This window comes from Leucobacter sp. HNU, from assembly GCF_047946755.1.
Classification (GTDB): domain Bacteria; phylum Actinomycetota; class Actinomycetes; order Actinomycetales; family Microbacteriaceae; genus Leucobacter.
On the sequence record NZ_CP178837.1, the window covers coordinates 1,946,135 to 1,960,764 of the forward strand.

Here is a 14,630-nt window from a genome sequence, read left to right on the forward strand (position 1 = left end):
CGCCGCACGCTGGACCCCCGGCACCGAACGCGAGCCCGGACCGCTCACCGCGATCGTCGGCCAGGGCAGCGACGGTCCCGTCGAGATCGACCTTCGAACGCACGGTCCGCACGCCCTGGTCGGCGGCACGACCGGATCGGGCAAATCGGAGTTCCTGCAGACCTGGATCCTGTCCCTCGCCGCGAACTACGCGCCGGATCGCCTCACCTTCCTCCTCGTCGATTACAAAGGCGGCGCCGCATTCGCCGACTGCGTCGCGCTCCCGCACACCGTCGGCCTCGTCACGGACCTCACCCCGCACCTCGTGCGACGCGCGCTCACCTCGCTCCGTGCCGAGCTCAGAACCCGCGAGGAGCTGCTGAACGAGAAGGGCGCGAAGGATCTGATCGCGCTCGAACGCCGGGGAGATCCCGAGGCGCCGCCGACGCTCGTGATCGTCATCGACGAGTTCGCCGCACTGGTGAGCGAGATCCCCGAGTTCGTCGACGGCGTCATCGACGTGGCTCAGCGTGGCCGCTCCCTCGGCCTCCACCTCGTCATGGCGACCCAGCGCCCGGCCGGCGTGATCAAGGACAACCTGCGCGCCAACACCAACCTCCGCATCGGGCTGCGCATGGCCGACCCCGCGGACAGCAGCGACGTGCTCGGCGTTCCCGACGCCGCCGACTTCGCCGCCGAGATCCCGGGCCGCGCCGCCGTCAAGATCGGCGCCGCTCGCCTGCGCCATTTCCAGGCCGGCTACCTGGGCGGCCGCGCCGACTCCGACCGCCAGGAGGTCGTCGAGGTGCGCGACCTCGGCTTCGCAGAACGCGCACCGTGGGCGCTCGCGCCCGAGGTCCGATCCGAACCCGAACGACGGGGCAGGGGGCCGCGCGACATCGAGGTGCTCGCGGGCAACATCCGCACGGCGGCGAAGATCGCGGAGGTCCGTCAACCTCGGAGACCCTGGGTCGACCAGCTCCCGACCGTGCTGCCCCTCGAACGCGTGCTCGCGCATTCGCGTTCCTCGGCACGGAGCAGCAGCGCGCTCCCCTCGGGCTCGCCGACGAACCTGAGGCCCAGCGGCAGTCGACCTACGCCTGCGACTTCGGAAGCGCCGGAAACCTCGTGATCTACGGCGGCCCGGGCTCCGGGAAGAGCACTTCCCTGCTCACCATCGGCGTCTCCGCCGTCCTGCAGAACCGCGCGACCCGGATCTACGGGATCGACGCGGCGGGCGGCCGCCTCGGAGCGCTCGGCTCGCTGCCCAACGTCGGTGACATCGTCTCGTCGGACGACCGCGACCGCGTGCAGCGGCTCCTCGGCCTGCTGCGCGCCGAGATCGCCGAGCGGATCGAGACCCGCCGAGACTCGCCACCGACGTACCTCCTCATCGACGGATTCGCGGCGTTCCGCGACACCTACGAGCACTTGACGGGCAGTTCGGCGCCCTTCGCGGACCTGATCGAGATCGCCCGAGCGGGACGCACCGCGGGAGTCCACCTGGCCCTCAGCTGCGAACGGGCGATGGCGCTCCCGGCCGCGCTCGCTGCCAGCGTGACCGAACGGCTCGCGCTCCGCCTCCCCTCGGAGTCCGACGCGCAGCTCCTCGGAGTACCGACAGGCGTGCTCGACGAGGCGGATCCCGGCCGTGCGCTCCGCATCAGCGATGCGCGCGAGATCCAGTTCGGCGTGCCCGGCGGGGACTCCGACCCCGCCGAGATCGATGCTGCGATCGCCGCGCTCGCGTCGGATCAGGTCGCGCACGTCGCCGAACGCCCGGTCGGAGTGCCCGAGATCCCGACCCGACTCGAGCGAGCGGATCTGCCTCGCGCGGACGGCGGAGCCCCCGCGTTCGCGATCGACACCGTCGGCATGGAACCCGTTGCCGTACCGACCGACGGCCTGATGCTCGTCACGGGCCCCGCGGGCTCCGGCCGCACCACCGCGGTCCGCTCCCTGCTCGAGGCGCTGGCCGAGCGAGCCGTCGGCTCCGGGCGCGAGCTCGACGCCGTACTGATCGCACCGCGCCGCTCGGCGCTCGGATCGCTCCCGGTCTGGAGCGAAGTCGCCGACGCCCCGGAGCTCCGCGAGCGCCAGATCGAGCGGCTCGCCCGCTCGCTGGGCGGATCGACGAGCAAGCCCGTCGGGCTGCCGCTGCTGCCACTGATCGGCTCCGACGCCCCGATGCACGAGGAGAGCACGATGCTGATGGCCGAGGCCGCACCGTTCCCCGCGCCGGAACACCTCGGCGTCGTCGTGATCGAGGACATCGGCGGATTCGACGGCACAGGTGACGAATCCGCGCTCGCGTCCCTGCTGAAGCTGTTGCGGCGCAGCGACCTCGCAGTGATCGTCGAGGGCGAGAACGCGACGATCGGCACCGTCTGGGAGCTCGCGAGCCCCCTGCGCGGCGCCCGCTGGGCGTTGGCGCTGCAGCCGGACGCGAACGACGTCCCGAGCCTCTTCACGGTGTCCTTCGCGCACGCGAAGCGCACGGATTTCCCACCGGGCCGCGGCTTCCTCATCCGCTCCGGTGCGCAGACCGGGGTGCACGTCGGCACGCCCGCGGGCGATGTCCCCGCGACGCACTAGGCTCGCAGGCATGTTCGACGACCGTTACGACCGCGACGTCCTCGCCGATATGAAGCCCCGGCGCGGTCCCGTGCAGCGCACTCCTGTGCCTCTCGCGCGCGGGCTCGTGGTCGAGCACACCGAGTCCGAGTGGTGCGGTGCCGTGGTGGGCCTGCGCGAGGGCCTCGTGCAGCTCGAGGACTTCCGCGGCAAGGTCCGATCCTTCCCGCTGAACGACGCCTTCCTCATCGACGGCAAACCGGTCTCGCTCGTGCTGCCGCAGAAGCAGGCGGCGCGGCGACGCACCGCCTCGGGCTCGTTCGCGGTCGCCCAGGAACGCGCGAAGGTGGCCATGCCGAGCCGGATCTTCGTCGAGGGCAAGCACGACGCGGAACTCGTCGAGCAGGTCTGGGGCGACGACCTGCGGGTCGAGGGCGTCGTGGTCGAGCTGCTGCAGGGCGCCGACAACCTGGACGACGTGCTGCGTGACTTCGGGCCGGGCCCCGACCGGCGCGCGGGCGTGCTGCTCGACCACCTCGTCGCGGGGAGCAAGGAATCGCGCATCGCCCAGGCGATCGAGCGCGGCCCGCACGGTGCGCACGTGCTGATCGTCGGCCACCCGTTCGTCGATATCTGGGCCGCGGTGAAGCCCGAGCGCGTCGGCCTCTCCGCCTGGCCCGAGATCCCCCGCAGCATCGAGTGGAAGACCGGCATCTGCCGCGCGCTCGGCTGGCCGGGCGACGAACCGGCGGACATCGCCGAGGCCTGGTCGCGGATCCGTGGACGCGTCCGCAGTTTCCGCGATCTCGATCCCGCACTCGTCGGTCGGGTCGAACAGCTGATCGACTTCGTGACGATCGGGCACGGCGCGCACTGAGAGCGCGCTGCGAGCACCCGGGACGGCGGTCCGGCAGCCGCGTCGGCGGACCGCTCCGGGCGTACCATTGACGTATGGGCGCTCGAACCGGGCGCCGTGAAATGCACAGAGTCGGAGGGACCGCGATGACCGGACCCGTGTTCCTGGTGATGCCGCAGTGGCAGGGGTCGCCGTCGTCGCGCGCGATGCAGCTGATCGACGGGGCCGCCGCGATACGGGAGGACCTGCCGGAGTCGGCCAGGCGAGAGGTACCGGTGCCGCTCGAGGCGGGCGATGCCCTCGGTACGCCGGCCGCCCGGCTCAGCAGCCTGCTCCGCGCCCGCACCTCGGCGCTCGAGATCCTGCGCGAGCTCGAGGGTCCGGCGATCACGCTCGGCGGCGATTGCGCCTCGACCCTTCCCGGGCTCGAGCGCGTAGTCGAGCGGCACGGTGCCGAGCGCGTCGCCGTGCTCTGGTTCGACGCGCACCCCGACCTCCAGCACCCGAGCACTTCGCCCTCGGGCGCGGTCTCGGGAATGGCGCTGCGTCACGCACTCGGTGACGGCATCGACGACCTCGCGTTCCCGGTTCCCGTCGGGGCGACGCACGTGACCCTGGTGGGTTCGCGCGCGATCGACGACGAGGAGGACCTCGAACTGGAGCGGCGTGAACTGCACCGCATCGGCCACATCCTCGACGCGACGGTCGACGCCGAACCCGATCCCGCACCGCTGGCTGCGGCCGTGCGCGACCGGCTCGAGGACCTCGTGCGCGACCACGGGGTCTCGCACGTCTACGTGCACGTCGACCTCGATGTGCTCGACCCCTCGGAGTTCGCCGCCGTGCATGCTCCGGTCCCCTTCGGCCTCAGCGTCGCGCAGCTCACCGCGGCGATCCGCGCCGCGACCGAGACGGTCCCGCTCGCGGGAGCGGCGGTGTGCGAGTTCGCCCCGGCCGACCGGGCCGCCGCCGACGAGGATCTCCCGACCGTGCTGCGCGTGCTCGCGGCGCTGACGGCGCGCGGCCGGAGCGACGGAGCGTGATCCGGCGCCCGCTCCCCTGGCCCGCTTCGGATACGCCTACGCCACGGCCGTCGGTTTCGCCTGGGGCGCGCTCTGGAGCACGGGACGGATCGAGCGCGTCGACGGACTCTGGGTGTTCCGCGGCATGCCGAAGTGGACGTTCGGCCGCGGCGGGAGCTGCGTGGGCGGCTGCTACCTGACCGACCGCAACGACGGTGCGCGGGTGCTGCAGCACGAACGGGTGCATCAGGAGCAGTGGCGCCGGTACGGGCTCGCCATGCCGATCCTCTACCTCCTGTCTGGCCGGGATCCGCTGCGGAACCGCTTCGAGATCGAGGCCGGCCTGGAGGATGGCGGCTACCGCTGACCGCGGGCCCGTCCGCCCTCCCATAGACTCCTGCGCATGCGAACGATGCAGGATCCCTCCGCCGACGACGAGTTCCGCTTCCTCGCGGGCGACGCTGCGCGGGTGTCCCGCACCGCACCGCTGCCCGAGGTGCGTCGGGTCGATGCGCCGGTGTCGCAGGGCCGCCGGCTCAGCGGGCTGTCGTTCGAGCCGGACCGCGCGCCCGAACTGGTGCTGCTGCACGGCGCAGGCCTGAACGCGCATGGCTTCGATCCGACGCTGCTCGCGCTCGGCCGTCCGGCGCTGGCACTCGATCTGCCGGGGCACGGCCGCAGCGACTGGCGCGAGGACGCCGACTACCGCCCGGATCTGCTGGCATCGGACGTCTCGCTCGCGCTCGATGCGCTCGCGCCCGAGACGACGGCGATCGCCGGCCATTCGCTCGGGGGCCTCACGTCGATCCTCGTCGCGTCCGCCCGCGCCGAGCGCACCCGCGCGCTCATCCTCGTCGACATCACCCCCGGGGTGGTCCCGGCGCGAGACGCCGGTTCGGTAGCCGAGTTCATCACGGGGCAGCGCAGCTACGCCGACCACGAGGAGATCATCGATCGCGCGATCGCGTTCGGGATCGGGGCGAGTCGGGAGTCGCTCGCCCGCGGCATCGCGCTGAACACGCGCCGAAGGTCCGACGGCCGCTGGGAGTGGACCCACCATCTGGCCCACCTCGACGGTCTCGCCACGGGCGGGCCAGATCCCGCGGACGGGGACACCGGCGCCGAGTCCCCGCTGGCCCCGCTCTGGCTGCCGCTGGAGGCGCTGCACGCCACGGGGCTCCCGGTCGCCCTGATCCGCGCCGATGCTGGGATGGTCGATACGCAGCTGGCCGAGGAGTGGCGGGATCGCCTGCCCGGTTCGCCCGTGCGCACGATCGCGGGTCCGCACAACCTCCACGAGGCGGCGCCCCGGGAGCTCGCAGCGGCGTTCGAGGAACTGCTCGGCCCGGTTCGAACTCGCCGGTGAGCGACCGAACTCCAAAATAGTGTCTATCGACTGATCACAAGAGGTTAACGACCCTGCTCGGCTCGGGGCCGACCGACCGCGGTCGGCGTACCCTCTCGTATCGACGTCCGTGCACCGCCGCGCGCACGCTCACAGCAGTGAGACACCGATCCGCGGCCGCCGTTCCGGCCCCGCACGACCCTGGGAGACCCCGTGACCGTTCCTGTCATCGACGCACCGGCGCCCGCGTACCGCAAGCGCAGACGCTCCAAGGCGCCGTTCGTGATCGGCGGCATCGTGCTGGTCCTCGCGATCATCGCGACAGCGATCGCCCTCGCGGCGTCGGGCACCGCCTCCGCCGCGAAGGAGGAGATCTCGATCGGCCTGGTGAACGAGCCGCAGAATCTCGACATTCGGAGCACCGCGGGCGTCGCCCTCGACCAGATCCTCATCGACAACGTCTACCAGGGCCTCGTCGGCCTGAAGCCCGGCACCGTCGACCAGATCGTGCCGGTGCTCGCCGAGCGGATGCCCGAGGTGTCGTCCGACGGCCGGACCTACGACTTCGCTCTGCGCGACGGGGTCGTGTTCCACGACGGCGCGAAGCTGACCGCGCAGGACGTCGTCGCCTCGCTCACCGCCGCGCTGACCCCCGAGGTCGTCGGCGGCGCCGCGACCGTCACCGCGCCCGATGCGCGCTCCGTCCGCGTCGTGCTCGCGGAGCCGAACAGCCAGCTGCTGTGGCTGCTCGCGAACCGCCCCGGTCTGATCCTCGAGGCGAAGGCCAAGAACCGGCTCAGCAATTCCGCGAACGGCACCGGGCCCTTCCGCTTCGAGCAGTGGAAGCAGGGCGACAGCCTCACCCTCGTGCGCAACGACGACTACTGGGGCGACGCCGCGAGCCTCAAGACGGTCGTGTTCCGCTTCATCCCCGACGGCCGGGCCGCCGTGAGCGCGCTCAAGGAGGGCGACCTCGACGTGCACGCCGCGCTGCTGCCCTCGCTGCGGTCCGAATTCGACGGCAACCACGACTTCCGCCTCGAACGCGCCGACGGCACCGATGTCTTCACGCTCGCGTTCAACTCGGCGCAGCCCCCGTTGAACGACCTGCGCGTGCGCGAGGCGCTGAGCCGTGCCATCGACACGAAGGCCCTCATCGAGACCCAGCACGGCGACGGCAAGCAGATCGGCGGGCCGATCACCCGACTCGAGCCCGGTTACCAGGACCTCAGCGCCGTGAACGCCTACGATCCCGCGGCCGCACGGAAGCTGCTCGCCGAGGCCGGGCAGCAGAACCTCAGCCTGACCCTCACCGCACCGAACTTCTACGACCAGTCGACGATCGACCTCATCTCGACCCAGCTCGCCGACGTCGGGGTGAGCGTGAAGGTCAAGCGCGTCGAGTTCGCGACCTGGCTCGAGCAGGTGTACACGAACCACGACTACCAGCTCAGCTACGTCGACCACGCGGAGGCCCGGGACTTCGGCAACTACGCGAACCCCGGGTACTACTTCGGGTACGACAGCGCGAAGGTGCAGCAGCTCTATGCCGAGTCGCTGCGCGCGACGGATCCCACGACCGCGAAGGAGCTGCTCTCGGCCGCCGAGAAGCAGGTCGCCGCCGACGTTCCCGCGAAGTGGCTCTACAACTACACCCCGACCAACGTGATCAGCACGAAGGTCACCGGATTTCCCCGTGCGAACACCAACTCGCGCCTGAACCTCGAAGGTGTCAGTATTCACGGGTGACCCGTTTCGTCCTGACGCGCCTCGGGCTGCTCGTCATCGCGTGGATCGCGGCGAGTCTGCTCGTCTTCGCGACACTCCGGCTGCTGCCCGGCGACGTCGCGCAGGTGATCGGCGGCGTCCAGGCCTCCCCGGCCCGGCTCGCCGAACTGCGCCAGCAGCTCGGACTGGATCGCCCCGTCGCGGTCCAGTACCTCGACTGGATCGGCGGCTTCTTCACCGGCGACCTCGGCACCTCCGCGCTGACCGGCACCCCCGTCGCGGCGGAGCTCGCGCAGAAGGCGCAGGTGACGATCCCGCTCACCCTGATGTCGCTGCTCGTACTGCTGGTCGTCGCGGCGCCGACCGGGGTCTTCGCGGCGTACCGCAGCGGCCGGGCATCGAGCCGGGCGATCTCGGCGGGCGCGCTGCTCACCGCGGCGGTGCCGGCCGTCGCGATCGGGCTGCTCGCGATCCTCGTCGGCGCCGGGTGGCTCGGCTGGTTCCCCGCGCAGGGATTCCCCCGCGACGGCTGGCAGGATCCGGTCCGCGCGCTGCGCGCCCTCGCGCTGCCCGCGCTCACCATCGGTCTCGTCGAGGGTGCGGTGCTGTTCCGCTTTGTGCGGAGCGCCACCCTGACCGCCCTCGACACCGATCACGTGCGCACCGCCCGCGCGCAGGGGCTGACGCGCCCGCGCGCGCTGCTCGAGCACGGCCTGCCCGGGGTCGGTCTCTCGATCGTGTCGGTGCTCGGCCTGCAGATCGCGGCGCTGATCGTCGGCGCCGTCGTCGTCGAGCAGCTGTTCTCCCTCCCCGGGCTCGGTCGCATGCTCGTCGGCGATGTCGGGAATCGCGACCTGCCGAAGGTGCAGAGCACCCTGCTCGTGCTCACGGGGGTCATCCTGCTGATCGGAGCGCTCGTCGATGTGATCCACCGGGCGATCGACCCTCGGCTGAGGAGCACCGCATCGTGAGCGCTCGGGCCCCGAAACGACTCGCGCCGGGCGGCATCGCCGCCGCGGCGATCCTCGTCGCGCTCGTGCTCGTCGCACTGCTGAGCCTCGCATGGCTGCCCGCGGATCCGAACGCGGCGAGCGCGCAGCGGCTGTGGCTCGATCCCTCGGCCGCGCACCCGCTCGGCACCGACGGCAGCGGCCGCGACGTCGCGTCGCGGCTCATGGCCGGCACGCGCGTGACGGTGGCCGTGCTGCTCGGCACCGGTGCCCTCGCCGCGGTCATCGGGCTCGCACTCGCGCTGCTCGGCGGCCTCGGTCCGCGCCGCCTGCGCGAGACGGTCGCGGTCACGATCGACGTGCTGGTGGCGTTCCCCACCGTGCTCCTCGCCATGATGCTCGCGGCGGTGTTCGGCAGCGGGATCCCCATCGTGATCGCGGCGCTGGGCGTCGCGTTCGGCGTCGGAATCGGCCGGGTGCTGCGCGCCGAGCTCCGGCAGGTCGCCGAGCTCGACTACGTCCTCGCGGCCCGCGCGGTCGGCCTCCCGCGGGCGACGATCCTGCGCCGGCACCTGCTGCCCGGTGTCCGCCCGGTGTTCCTGGTGCAGCTCTCGCTCGCCATGGGCCTGTCGGTGCTCGCCGAGGCGAGCCTCAGCTACCTGGGGTTCGGTGCTCCGCCCGAGGTGCCCTCCTGGGGCCTGATGCTCGCGGAGGCGCAGCGGGTGATCCAGGTGCACCCCTTCGCGGCGCTGTGGCCGGGACTCGCGATCACGCTGGTCGCCCTCGCCTGCTACCTGATGGGCGATGCCCTGCGCGACGCCCTCGACCCCGGTGTCGAGCGCCGCGGGCCGGGCGGCCGCCCCGTCCCTGGATCGGAGGTCCGCCCGTGACCGCCCTGCCGCTCGTCGTCTCGGATCTGCGCGTCGCGATCCGGGGGACGGAACTGCTGCGCGGCATCTCGTTCTCACTCGCTCCCGGCGACCGGCTCGGCCTGATCGGCGGCTCGGGATCGGGCAAGACGCTGACCGCCCTCGCGATCGCCGGGCTCCTTCCCGACGACGCCGAGTCGAGCGGATCGATCCGGCTCGGCGACCGGGAGCTCCTCGGAGCTTCGGACCGGGAGCTGTCCGAGATCCGCGGGGATCTGATCGGAATGGTGTTCCAGGAACCGCGGACCGCCCTCAACCCGGTGCGCCGCCTCGGCAGGCAGATGACGGAAGCGCTCGCGCAGCATTACGATCTGGATCGCGTCGAGCGGCGCGAGGCCGCGCTGCGGCTCGCCCGTCGCGTGGGGCTCGACGATCCCGAGCGCATCGTGCGGGCCTACCCGCACGAGGTGTCGGGCGGCCAGCGGCAGCGGGCCGCCATCGCCGCGGCGCTGTCGGCCGGGCCCGGCCTGCTGCTCGCGGACGAGCCGACGACGGCGCTCGATGTCACCGTGCAGCGCGGGATCCTGGACCTGTTCCGGGAGGTGACGGCGGCCGACGCATGCTCGCTCGTCTTCATCACGCACGACCTCGCGGTGCTCGCCTCGGTCGCCGACCGGGTCGTCGTGCTCGACGACGGCATGGTGGTCGAGCACGGTCCGGTGGGTCGGATCCTCGCCGCACCCGAGCACCGGGTCACCCGCGCGCTCATCGAAGCGCTGCCCGAGGGAGCCGCGCATGAGGCCCGCGCTCGTCGAAGCGGAGGGACTCGTCGCCCGGTTCCGCACCCCGCCGCGTCGCCTGTTCGAGCGGGCGGGCAGCATCTCAGCGCTCGACGGAGTCGACCTGCGCATCGAAGCCGGCGAGAGCGTCGCGATCGTCGGCGAGTCGGGCTCGGGGAAGTCGACCCTGCTCCGCGCCCTCCTTGGGCTCGGGCACCTCGATGCCGGCTCGGTGCGGTTCGACGGCCGCACGGTCGAGGCGAATCCGCGCGACCGGATGCTCTGGCTGCGTCGCCGCACCGGCCTCGTCTTCCAGGATCCCTACGCCTCGTTCAACCCGAGGCGCACCATCGGGCAGACGGTCTCCGAACCGCTCGAAGCGATCGGCGAGACCGCGGACGCCGCTGCGCGCGTCGACGCGATCCTCGACCGGCTCGGGCTGCCTGCGGACACCGCGCAGCGGCTCCCGCGTGAATTCTCGGGCGGACAGCGGCAGCGGATCGCCATCGCGCGGGCGCTGGTGCACGGCCCCGAGCTGCTCCTCGGAGACGAACCGGTGAGCGCGCTCGACGTGCTGGTGCGCCGCCGGATCCTCGAGCTGCTCGCCGAGCTGCGCCGGGACCTCGGTCTCACGATGCTGACGGTCACGCACGACCTCGCGATCGTGCCGACCATCGCGGATCGGGTCGTCGTGATGCGCCGCGGCCGCGTCGTCGAATCGGGCGCCGTCGACCGGATCCTGGAAGATCCGCACGAACCGTACACCCGAGAACTCGTCGCTTCCCGGCCGATGCTGCCGCCGGGCACCTGGACGGGACGCTGACGAAGCGCCCTCGGGCGGCTCCGGGGCTCAGGCGTGCTGGTCGAGCTCGCGCAGCCCGCGCAGCACGGCGTCGCGCAGGCTCGGCGGCGCTTCCTCTTCGCAGGCGCGCTTCACCGCGATCGTGAGGTGCTCGAAGACCTGCTGCTCGTCGCGGCAGTCCGGGCAGTTCGCCAGGTGCTCGCGGATCGGACCGCAGGCACCCTCGCTCAGTTCGCCGCGCAGCAGCTCCTCGAGGTTGGCGCGCGCGGTCTGGCAATCGCATCCGCTCATCGTCGTTCACCTCCCGCCGTCTGCTCGGGGGTCTCGGCTCCGCCGATCCCCTGCTCGCGCGCATAGCTGCCCAGCGACTGGCGCAGCCGCGCACGGCCCCGATGCAGTCGGCTCATGACCGTGCCGATCGGGGTCTCCATGATGTCCGCGATCTCCTGGTACGCGAATCCCTCGACGTCGGCGAGGTACACGACCATTCGGAAGTCCTCGGGAAGCGCGTTGAGCGCCTCGGTCACCACCGTCGAGGGCGTGCGGTCGATCGCCTCCGCCTCGGCCGAGCGCGAGGACGCCGCGGTGGTCGACTCGGCGCCGCCCATCTGCCAATCCTCGAGGTCCTCGACCGCGCCCATCAGCGGCTGACGCTGACGCTTGCGGTAGGTGTTGATGTAGCTGTTGGTCATGATCCGGTACAACCACGCCTTGAGGTTCGTGCCCTCGGTGAACGTGTGGAACGCCTGGAAGGCCTTCAGGAAGGTCTCCTGGACGAGGTCCTGGGCGTCCGCCGGATTGCGGGTCATCTTCATCGCCGCGCCGTACAGCTGGTCGAGGTACGGGAGTGCGTCTCGCGTGAAGCGCTGCTCCAGCTCGTTCGCGGTCGTCTCGGTGGGGGTCACAGTCTCCGATCCTACGCGGACGCGCTGGTCGCGGGCTGCGCGGACCGCGCGCCGCGCCGAGGCACGACCGGTCCCGACCGCGGATCCGAAGCGCGGCATGCGGAGCGTCGGCGCCTCGTGCACTGCGATCGAACTCACTGCGGCCTTCCTCTCGAACGGGTTCCGCGGCCGCCCTCGACACCGCCGCCTCGGCGGCCACGGAGGGCGATCCCACCGGATCGCGGGGTTGCGCCGGTAGAGTGAGTAACCGATGTTCATCGCAAAACATTCCCGAGGCAATGACGACCCGACCGGCATCGGCGAGGTCGACGACGATGCTGCCGTCGCGTGGGAGGCGCCGGTGCCCGCGGAAGCGATCGACGCCACCGTGCCGCTGCCCGGATCCAAATCGCTCACCGGCCGCGAACTGATCCTGTCGGCGCTGGCCGACGGGCCGGGGGTGCTGCGTGCTCCGCTCCGCTCGCGCGACGCCGAGCTCATGACGGAGGCGCTCCTCGCGCTCGGTACCGGTATCGAGGCCGCGCCGCGCACCGATGGCCGCGACGACGACCTGCGCATCGCGCCCGCTGCCGAGCTGACCGGCTCCACGAGCATCGACTGCGGGCTCGCGGGCACGGTGATGCGCTTCATGCCGCCCGTGGCCGCCCTCGCGCTCGGTCCCACCGCCTTCGACGGCGATCCCTACGCCCGCAAGCGCCCCATGCGGCCCGTGCTCGACGCGCTGCGCGCGCTCGGCGCCGACATCGCCGACGACGGCCGCGGCGCACTCCCCTTCACCGTGCACGGGGCCGGTTCGCTGCGCGGCGGCCGCGTCGAGCTCGACGCCTCGCTCTCCAGCCAGTTCGTCTCCGGCTTGCTCCTCTCGGCGGCCCGCTTCGACGAGGGCGTCCACGTGGTCCACACCGGTGAGCGCCTGCCGAGCGTGCCGCACATCGAGATGACCCTCGACGTGCTGCGGGCGCGCGGCGTCGAGGCCGATTCCCCGCCCCCGGCGAGTGGCGGGTCGCCCCCGGTCCCATCGCCGCCCGGGAGGTCGAGATCGAGCCCGACCTCTCGAACGCCGCCCCGTTCCTCGCCGCCGCGCTCGCGGTCGGCGGCCGGGTGACCGTGCCCGGCTGGCCCGCATCGACCACGCAGGTCGGCGACCAGCTGCGCGAACTCCTGCCCGCGTTCGGGGGCGAGGTCTCGCTCGACGGCGATCGGCTCACCGTCTCGGGCGACGGTGTCCTGCGCGGCGTCGAACTGCACGTCCCCGAGGCCGGGGAACTCGCGCCGACCCTCGTCGGCCTCGCCGCGCTCGCGGCGCTCCCCCGCCCGGACGGCACGCCGGGCGAGCCCAGCACCATCACCGGCATCGGACACATCCGCCACCACGAGACCGACCGCATCACGGCCCTCGTCGCCGAGATCCGAGGTCTCGGCGGCGACGCCGAAGAGCTCGCGGACGGCATCGCCGTGCGCCCGGCCGCCCTGCACGCGGGCCTCTGGCGCGCCTACGCCGACCATCGCATGGCCACCACGGGCGCCCTGATCGGGCTCCTCGTGCCGGGCGTGCAGATCGACGACATCGGCTCGACGTCGAAGACCCTGCCGCAGTTCGCCCGGCTCTGGGAGGGCATGCTCGGCCTGGCCGAGCGCGTTCCCCAGGCGGCCCGCCCGCCGCTCATCGCCGAGATCGGCGCTCCGCCGGAAGACCAGATGTGGTTCCCCGACCTGCGGAACCTGCAGGGCTGATGAGCTGGCTGATCCCCGACGACGAGGACGACGACGTCCCCTACGGCGAGTACGCCGACCACGCGGTCCGGCAGCGGCCGAACCCCAAGGCGAACCGACCCCGCACCAAACGGCGCCCCGAGCACTCCGACGCGGTGATCGGCATGGTCACGGGCGTGGATCGCGGCCGCTACGCGGCGCTCATCGCCGCGGACGCCGACCCGGATGATCCCGGCGAGCGCGAGATCACCGCCGCCCGCGCCCGTGAGCTGCGCAACACCCCGATCGTGATCGGCGACCGGGCGCAGCTCGTCGGCGACACGAGCGGGGTCGAGGGATCCCTGGCCCGCATCGTGGGGATCGAGGAGCGCCGCACGCTGCTGCGCCGCAGCGCCGACGACAGCGACCGCGTCGAGCGCGTCATGGTCGCGAACGCCGACCAGATGCTGATCGTCGTCGCGGCCGCGAACCCCGAGCCCCGCATCCGTCTCGTCGACCGCTACCTGGTCGCCGCGTACGACGCCGGCATCTCGCCCCTCATCTGCATCACGAAGACCGACCTCGCCGACCCTGAACCGTTCCTCGCGAACTTCGCCGCGCTCGAAGTGCCGGTGTTCCGCTCGCAGCCCGGCGACTGGGAGGACGACTCCCCCGGCGGTGTGCTCGCTCGGATCCGGGAGGCCCTCGCCGGCAAGACCACCGTGTTCGTCGGCCACTCGGGCGTCGGCAAGTCGACGCTCATCAACGCGCTCGTGCCGGAGGCCGAGCGCGCGACCGGGCACGTGAACGCCGTGACCGGGCGCGGCCGCCACACCTCCTCGTCGTCGGTCGCGCTGCGCGCCCGCACGCCGGACGCCCCGGGCGGCGAGTCCGGCTGGGTCATCGACACCCCGGGCGTGCGCTCCTTCGGCCTGGGCCACGTCACGAGCGAGGGGATCCTGCGCGGATTCACCGACCTCGCCCCGCTGCTCGACGAGTGCCCGCGCGGCTGCACCCACCTCGACGATGCGCCCGACTGCGAGCTCGACGCCGCGATCGCCGACGGCCGGCTCGACGCGACGGGCGCCGGGCGCGTCGAGTCGCTGCGACGGCTGCTTCACTAGGCTGG

General features: G+C 72.4%; 13 protein-coding genes and 2 pseudogenes. 13 read left to right on the forward strand and 2 right to left on the reverse strand.

The genetic code is table 11. The features are described 5' to 3' along the window. The first annotated feature begins 52 nt into the window (after positions 1-52). From AB3K78_RS09640 to AB3K78_RS09690, 11 genes and pseudogenes are all read left to right on the forward strand, one after another. On the forward strand, positions 53-1,111 hold the full coding sequence (locus AB3K78_RS09640) for an FtsK/SpoIIIE domain-containing protein (protein WP_416447335.1): 1,059 nt from the start codon (positions 53-55) through the stop codon (positions 1,109-1,111). Then, a complete protein-coding gene (locus AB3K78_RS09645) occupies positions 1,108-2,574 on the forward strand; it encodes an FtsK/SpoIIIE domain-containing protein (protein WP_416442749.1) in 1,467 nt (488 codons plus the stop codon). The genes AB3K78_RS09640 and AB3K78_RS09645 overlap by 4 nt, the downstream gene beginning before the upstream one ends. A 10-nt stretch (positions 2,575-2,584) precedes the next feature. After that, positions 2,585-3,430: a DUF3097 domain-containing protein gene (locus tag AB3K78_RS09650; RefSeq protein WP_416442751.1), complete on the forward strand. Its 846-nt coding sequence runs from the start codon at positions 2,585-2,587 to the stop codon at positions 3,428-3,430. A gap of 125 nt (positions 3,431-3,555) precedes the next feature. Next, complete coding sequence (locus AB3K78_RS09655; protein ID WP_416442753.1) at positions 3,556-4,452, forward strand: arginase family protein; 897 nt, start codon at positions 3,556-3,558, stop codon at positions 4,450-4,452. Between the two features lie 16 nt (positions 4,453-4,468). Further along, positions 4,469-4,798 (forward strand): Fe-S oxidoreductase, encoded by a 330-nt coding sequence (locus AB3K78_RS09660; protein WP_416447336.1) that lies wholly within the window; start codon positions 4,469-4,471, stop codon positions 4,796-4,798. 36 nt (positions 4,799-4,834) lie between these two features. After that, the gene (locus AB3K78_RS09665) at positions 4,835-5,797 is read left to right on the forward strand and encodes an alpha/beta fold hydrolase (RefSeq protein ID WP_416442755.1); all 963 of its coding nucleotides are present in this window, start codon (positions 4,835-4,837) and stop codon (positions 5,795-5,797) included. 192 nt (positions 5,798-5,989) lie between these two features. Continuing rightward, a complete protein-coding gene (locus AB3K78_RS09670) occupies positions 5,990-7,525 on the forward strand; it encodes an ABC transporter substrate-binding protein (RefSeq protein ID WP_416442757.1) in 1,536 nt (511 codons plus the stop codon). Further along, a complete protein-coding gene (locus AB3K78_RS09675; RefSeq protein WP_416442759.1) occupies positions 7,522-8,475 on the forward strand; it encodes an ABC transporter permease in 954 nt (317 codons plus the stop codon). Before AB3K78_RS09670 ends, AB3K78_RS09675 begins: the two co-directional genes overlap by 4 nt. Beyond that, positions 8,472-9,344, forward strand: a complete 873-nt coding sequence (locus AB3K78_RS09680; protein WP_416442761.1) for an ABC transporter permease — start codon at positions 8,472-8,474, stop codon at positions 9,342-9,344. The genes AB3K78_RS09675 and AB3K78_RS09680 overlap by 4 nt, the downstream gene beginning before the upstream one ends. After that, a pseudogene (locus AB3K78_RS09685) lies at positions 9,341-9,922 on the forward strand (ATP-binding cassette domain-containing protein); the annotation flags it as partial. The gene AB3K78_RS09680 and the pseudogene AB3K78_RS09685, both read left to right, overlap by 4 nt. A gap of 196 nt (positions 9,923-10,118) precedes the next feature. Next, a complete protein-coding gene (locus tag AB3K78_RS09690; protein ID WP_416442763.1) occupies positions 10,119-10,925 on the forward strand; it encodes an ABC transporter ATP-binding protein in 807 nt (268 codons plus the stop codon). A 27-nt stretch (positions 10,926-10,952) separates the two neighbouring features. Here the strand turns inward: AB3K78_RS09690 and AB3K78_RS09695 are convergent, their stop codons facing one another. Next, complete coding sequence (locus AB3K78_RS09695; protein WP_416442765.1) at positions 10,953-11,195, reverse strand: zf-HC2 domain-containing protein; 243 nt, start codon at positions 11,193-11,195, stop codon at positions 10,953-10,955. Then, positions 11,192-11,908: a sigma-70 family RNA polymerase sigma factor gene (locus AB3K78_RS09700; protein WP_416447337.1), complete on the reverse strand. Its 717-nt coding sequence runs from the start codon at positions 11,906-11,908 to the stop codon at positions 11,192-11,194. The genes AB3K78_RS09695 and AB3K78_RS09700 overlap by 4 nt, the downstream gene beginning before the upstream one ends. Positions 11,909-12,059: 151 nt before the next feature. Between AB3K78_RS09700 and aroA the strand changes: the two are divergent. Further along, positions 12,060-13,543, forward strand: a pseudogene (aroA, locus tag AB3K78_RS09705) (3-phosphoshikimate 1-carboxyvinyltransferase). Next, positions 13,543-14,625: a ribosome small subunit-dependent GTPase A gene (gene rsgA / locus AB3K78_RS09710; RefSeq protein WP_416442767.1), complete on the forward strand. Its 1,083-nt coding sequence runs from the start codon at positions 13,543-13,545 to the stop codon at positions 14,623-14,625. The pseudogene aroA and the gene rsgA overlap by 1 nt, the downstream one beginning before the upstream one ends. Positions 14,626-14,630 lie beyond the last annotated feature (5 nt).

What these genes read in the sequence shown, in the direction of transcription:
- rsgA (WP_416442767.1), top strand. Translation starts at nt 13,543, where the DNA reads ATGAGCTGGCTGATCCCCGACGACGAGGACGACGACGTCCCCTACGGC.
- AB3K78_RS09695 (WP_416442765.1), bottom strand. Translation starts at nt 11,195, where the DNA reads ATGAGCGGATGCGATTGCCAGACCGCGCGCGCCAACCTCGAGGAGCTG.
- AB3K78_RS09700 (WP_416447337.1), bottom strand. Translation starts at nt 11,908, where the DNA reads ATGCCGCGCTTCGGATCCGCGGTCGGGACCGGTCGTGCCTCGGCGCGG.
- AB3K78_RS09665 (WP_416442755.1), top strand. Translation starts at nt 4,835, where the DNA reads ATGCGAACGATGCAGGATCCCTCCGCCGACGACGAGTTCCGCTTCCTC.
- AB3K78_RS09650 (WP_416442751.1), top strand. Translation starts at nt 2,585, where the DNA reads ATGTTCGACGACCGTTACGACCGCGACGTCCTCGCCGATATGAAGCCC.
- AB3K78_RS09655 (WP_416442753.1), top strand. Translation starts at nt 3,556, where the DNA reads ATGACCGGACCCGTGTTCCTGGTGATGCCGCAGTGGCAGGGGTCGCCG.
- AB3K78_RS09690 (WP_416442763.1), top strand. Translation starts at nt 10,119, where the DNA reads ATGAGGCCCGCGCTCGTCGAAGCGGAGGGACTCGTCGCCCGGTTCCGC.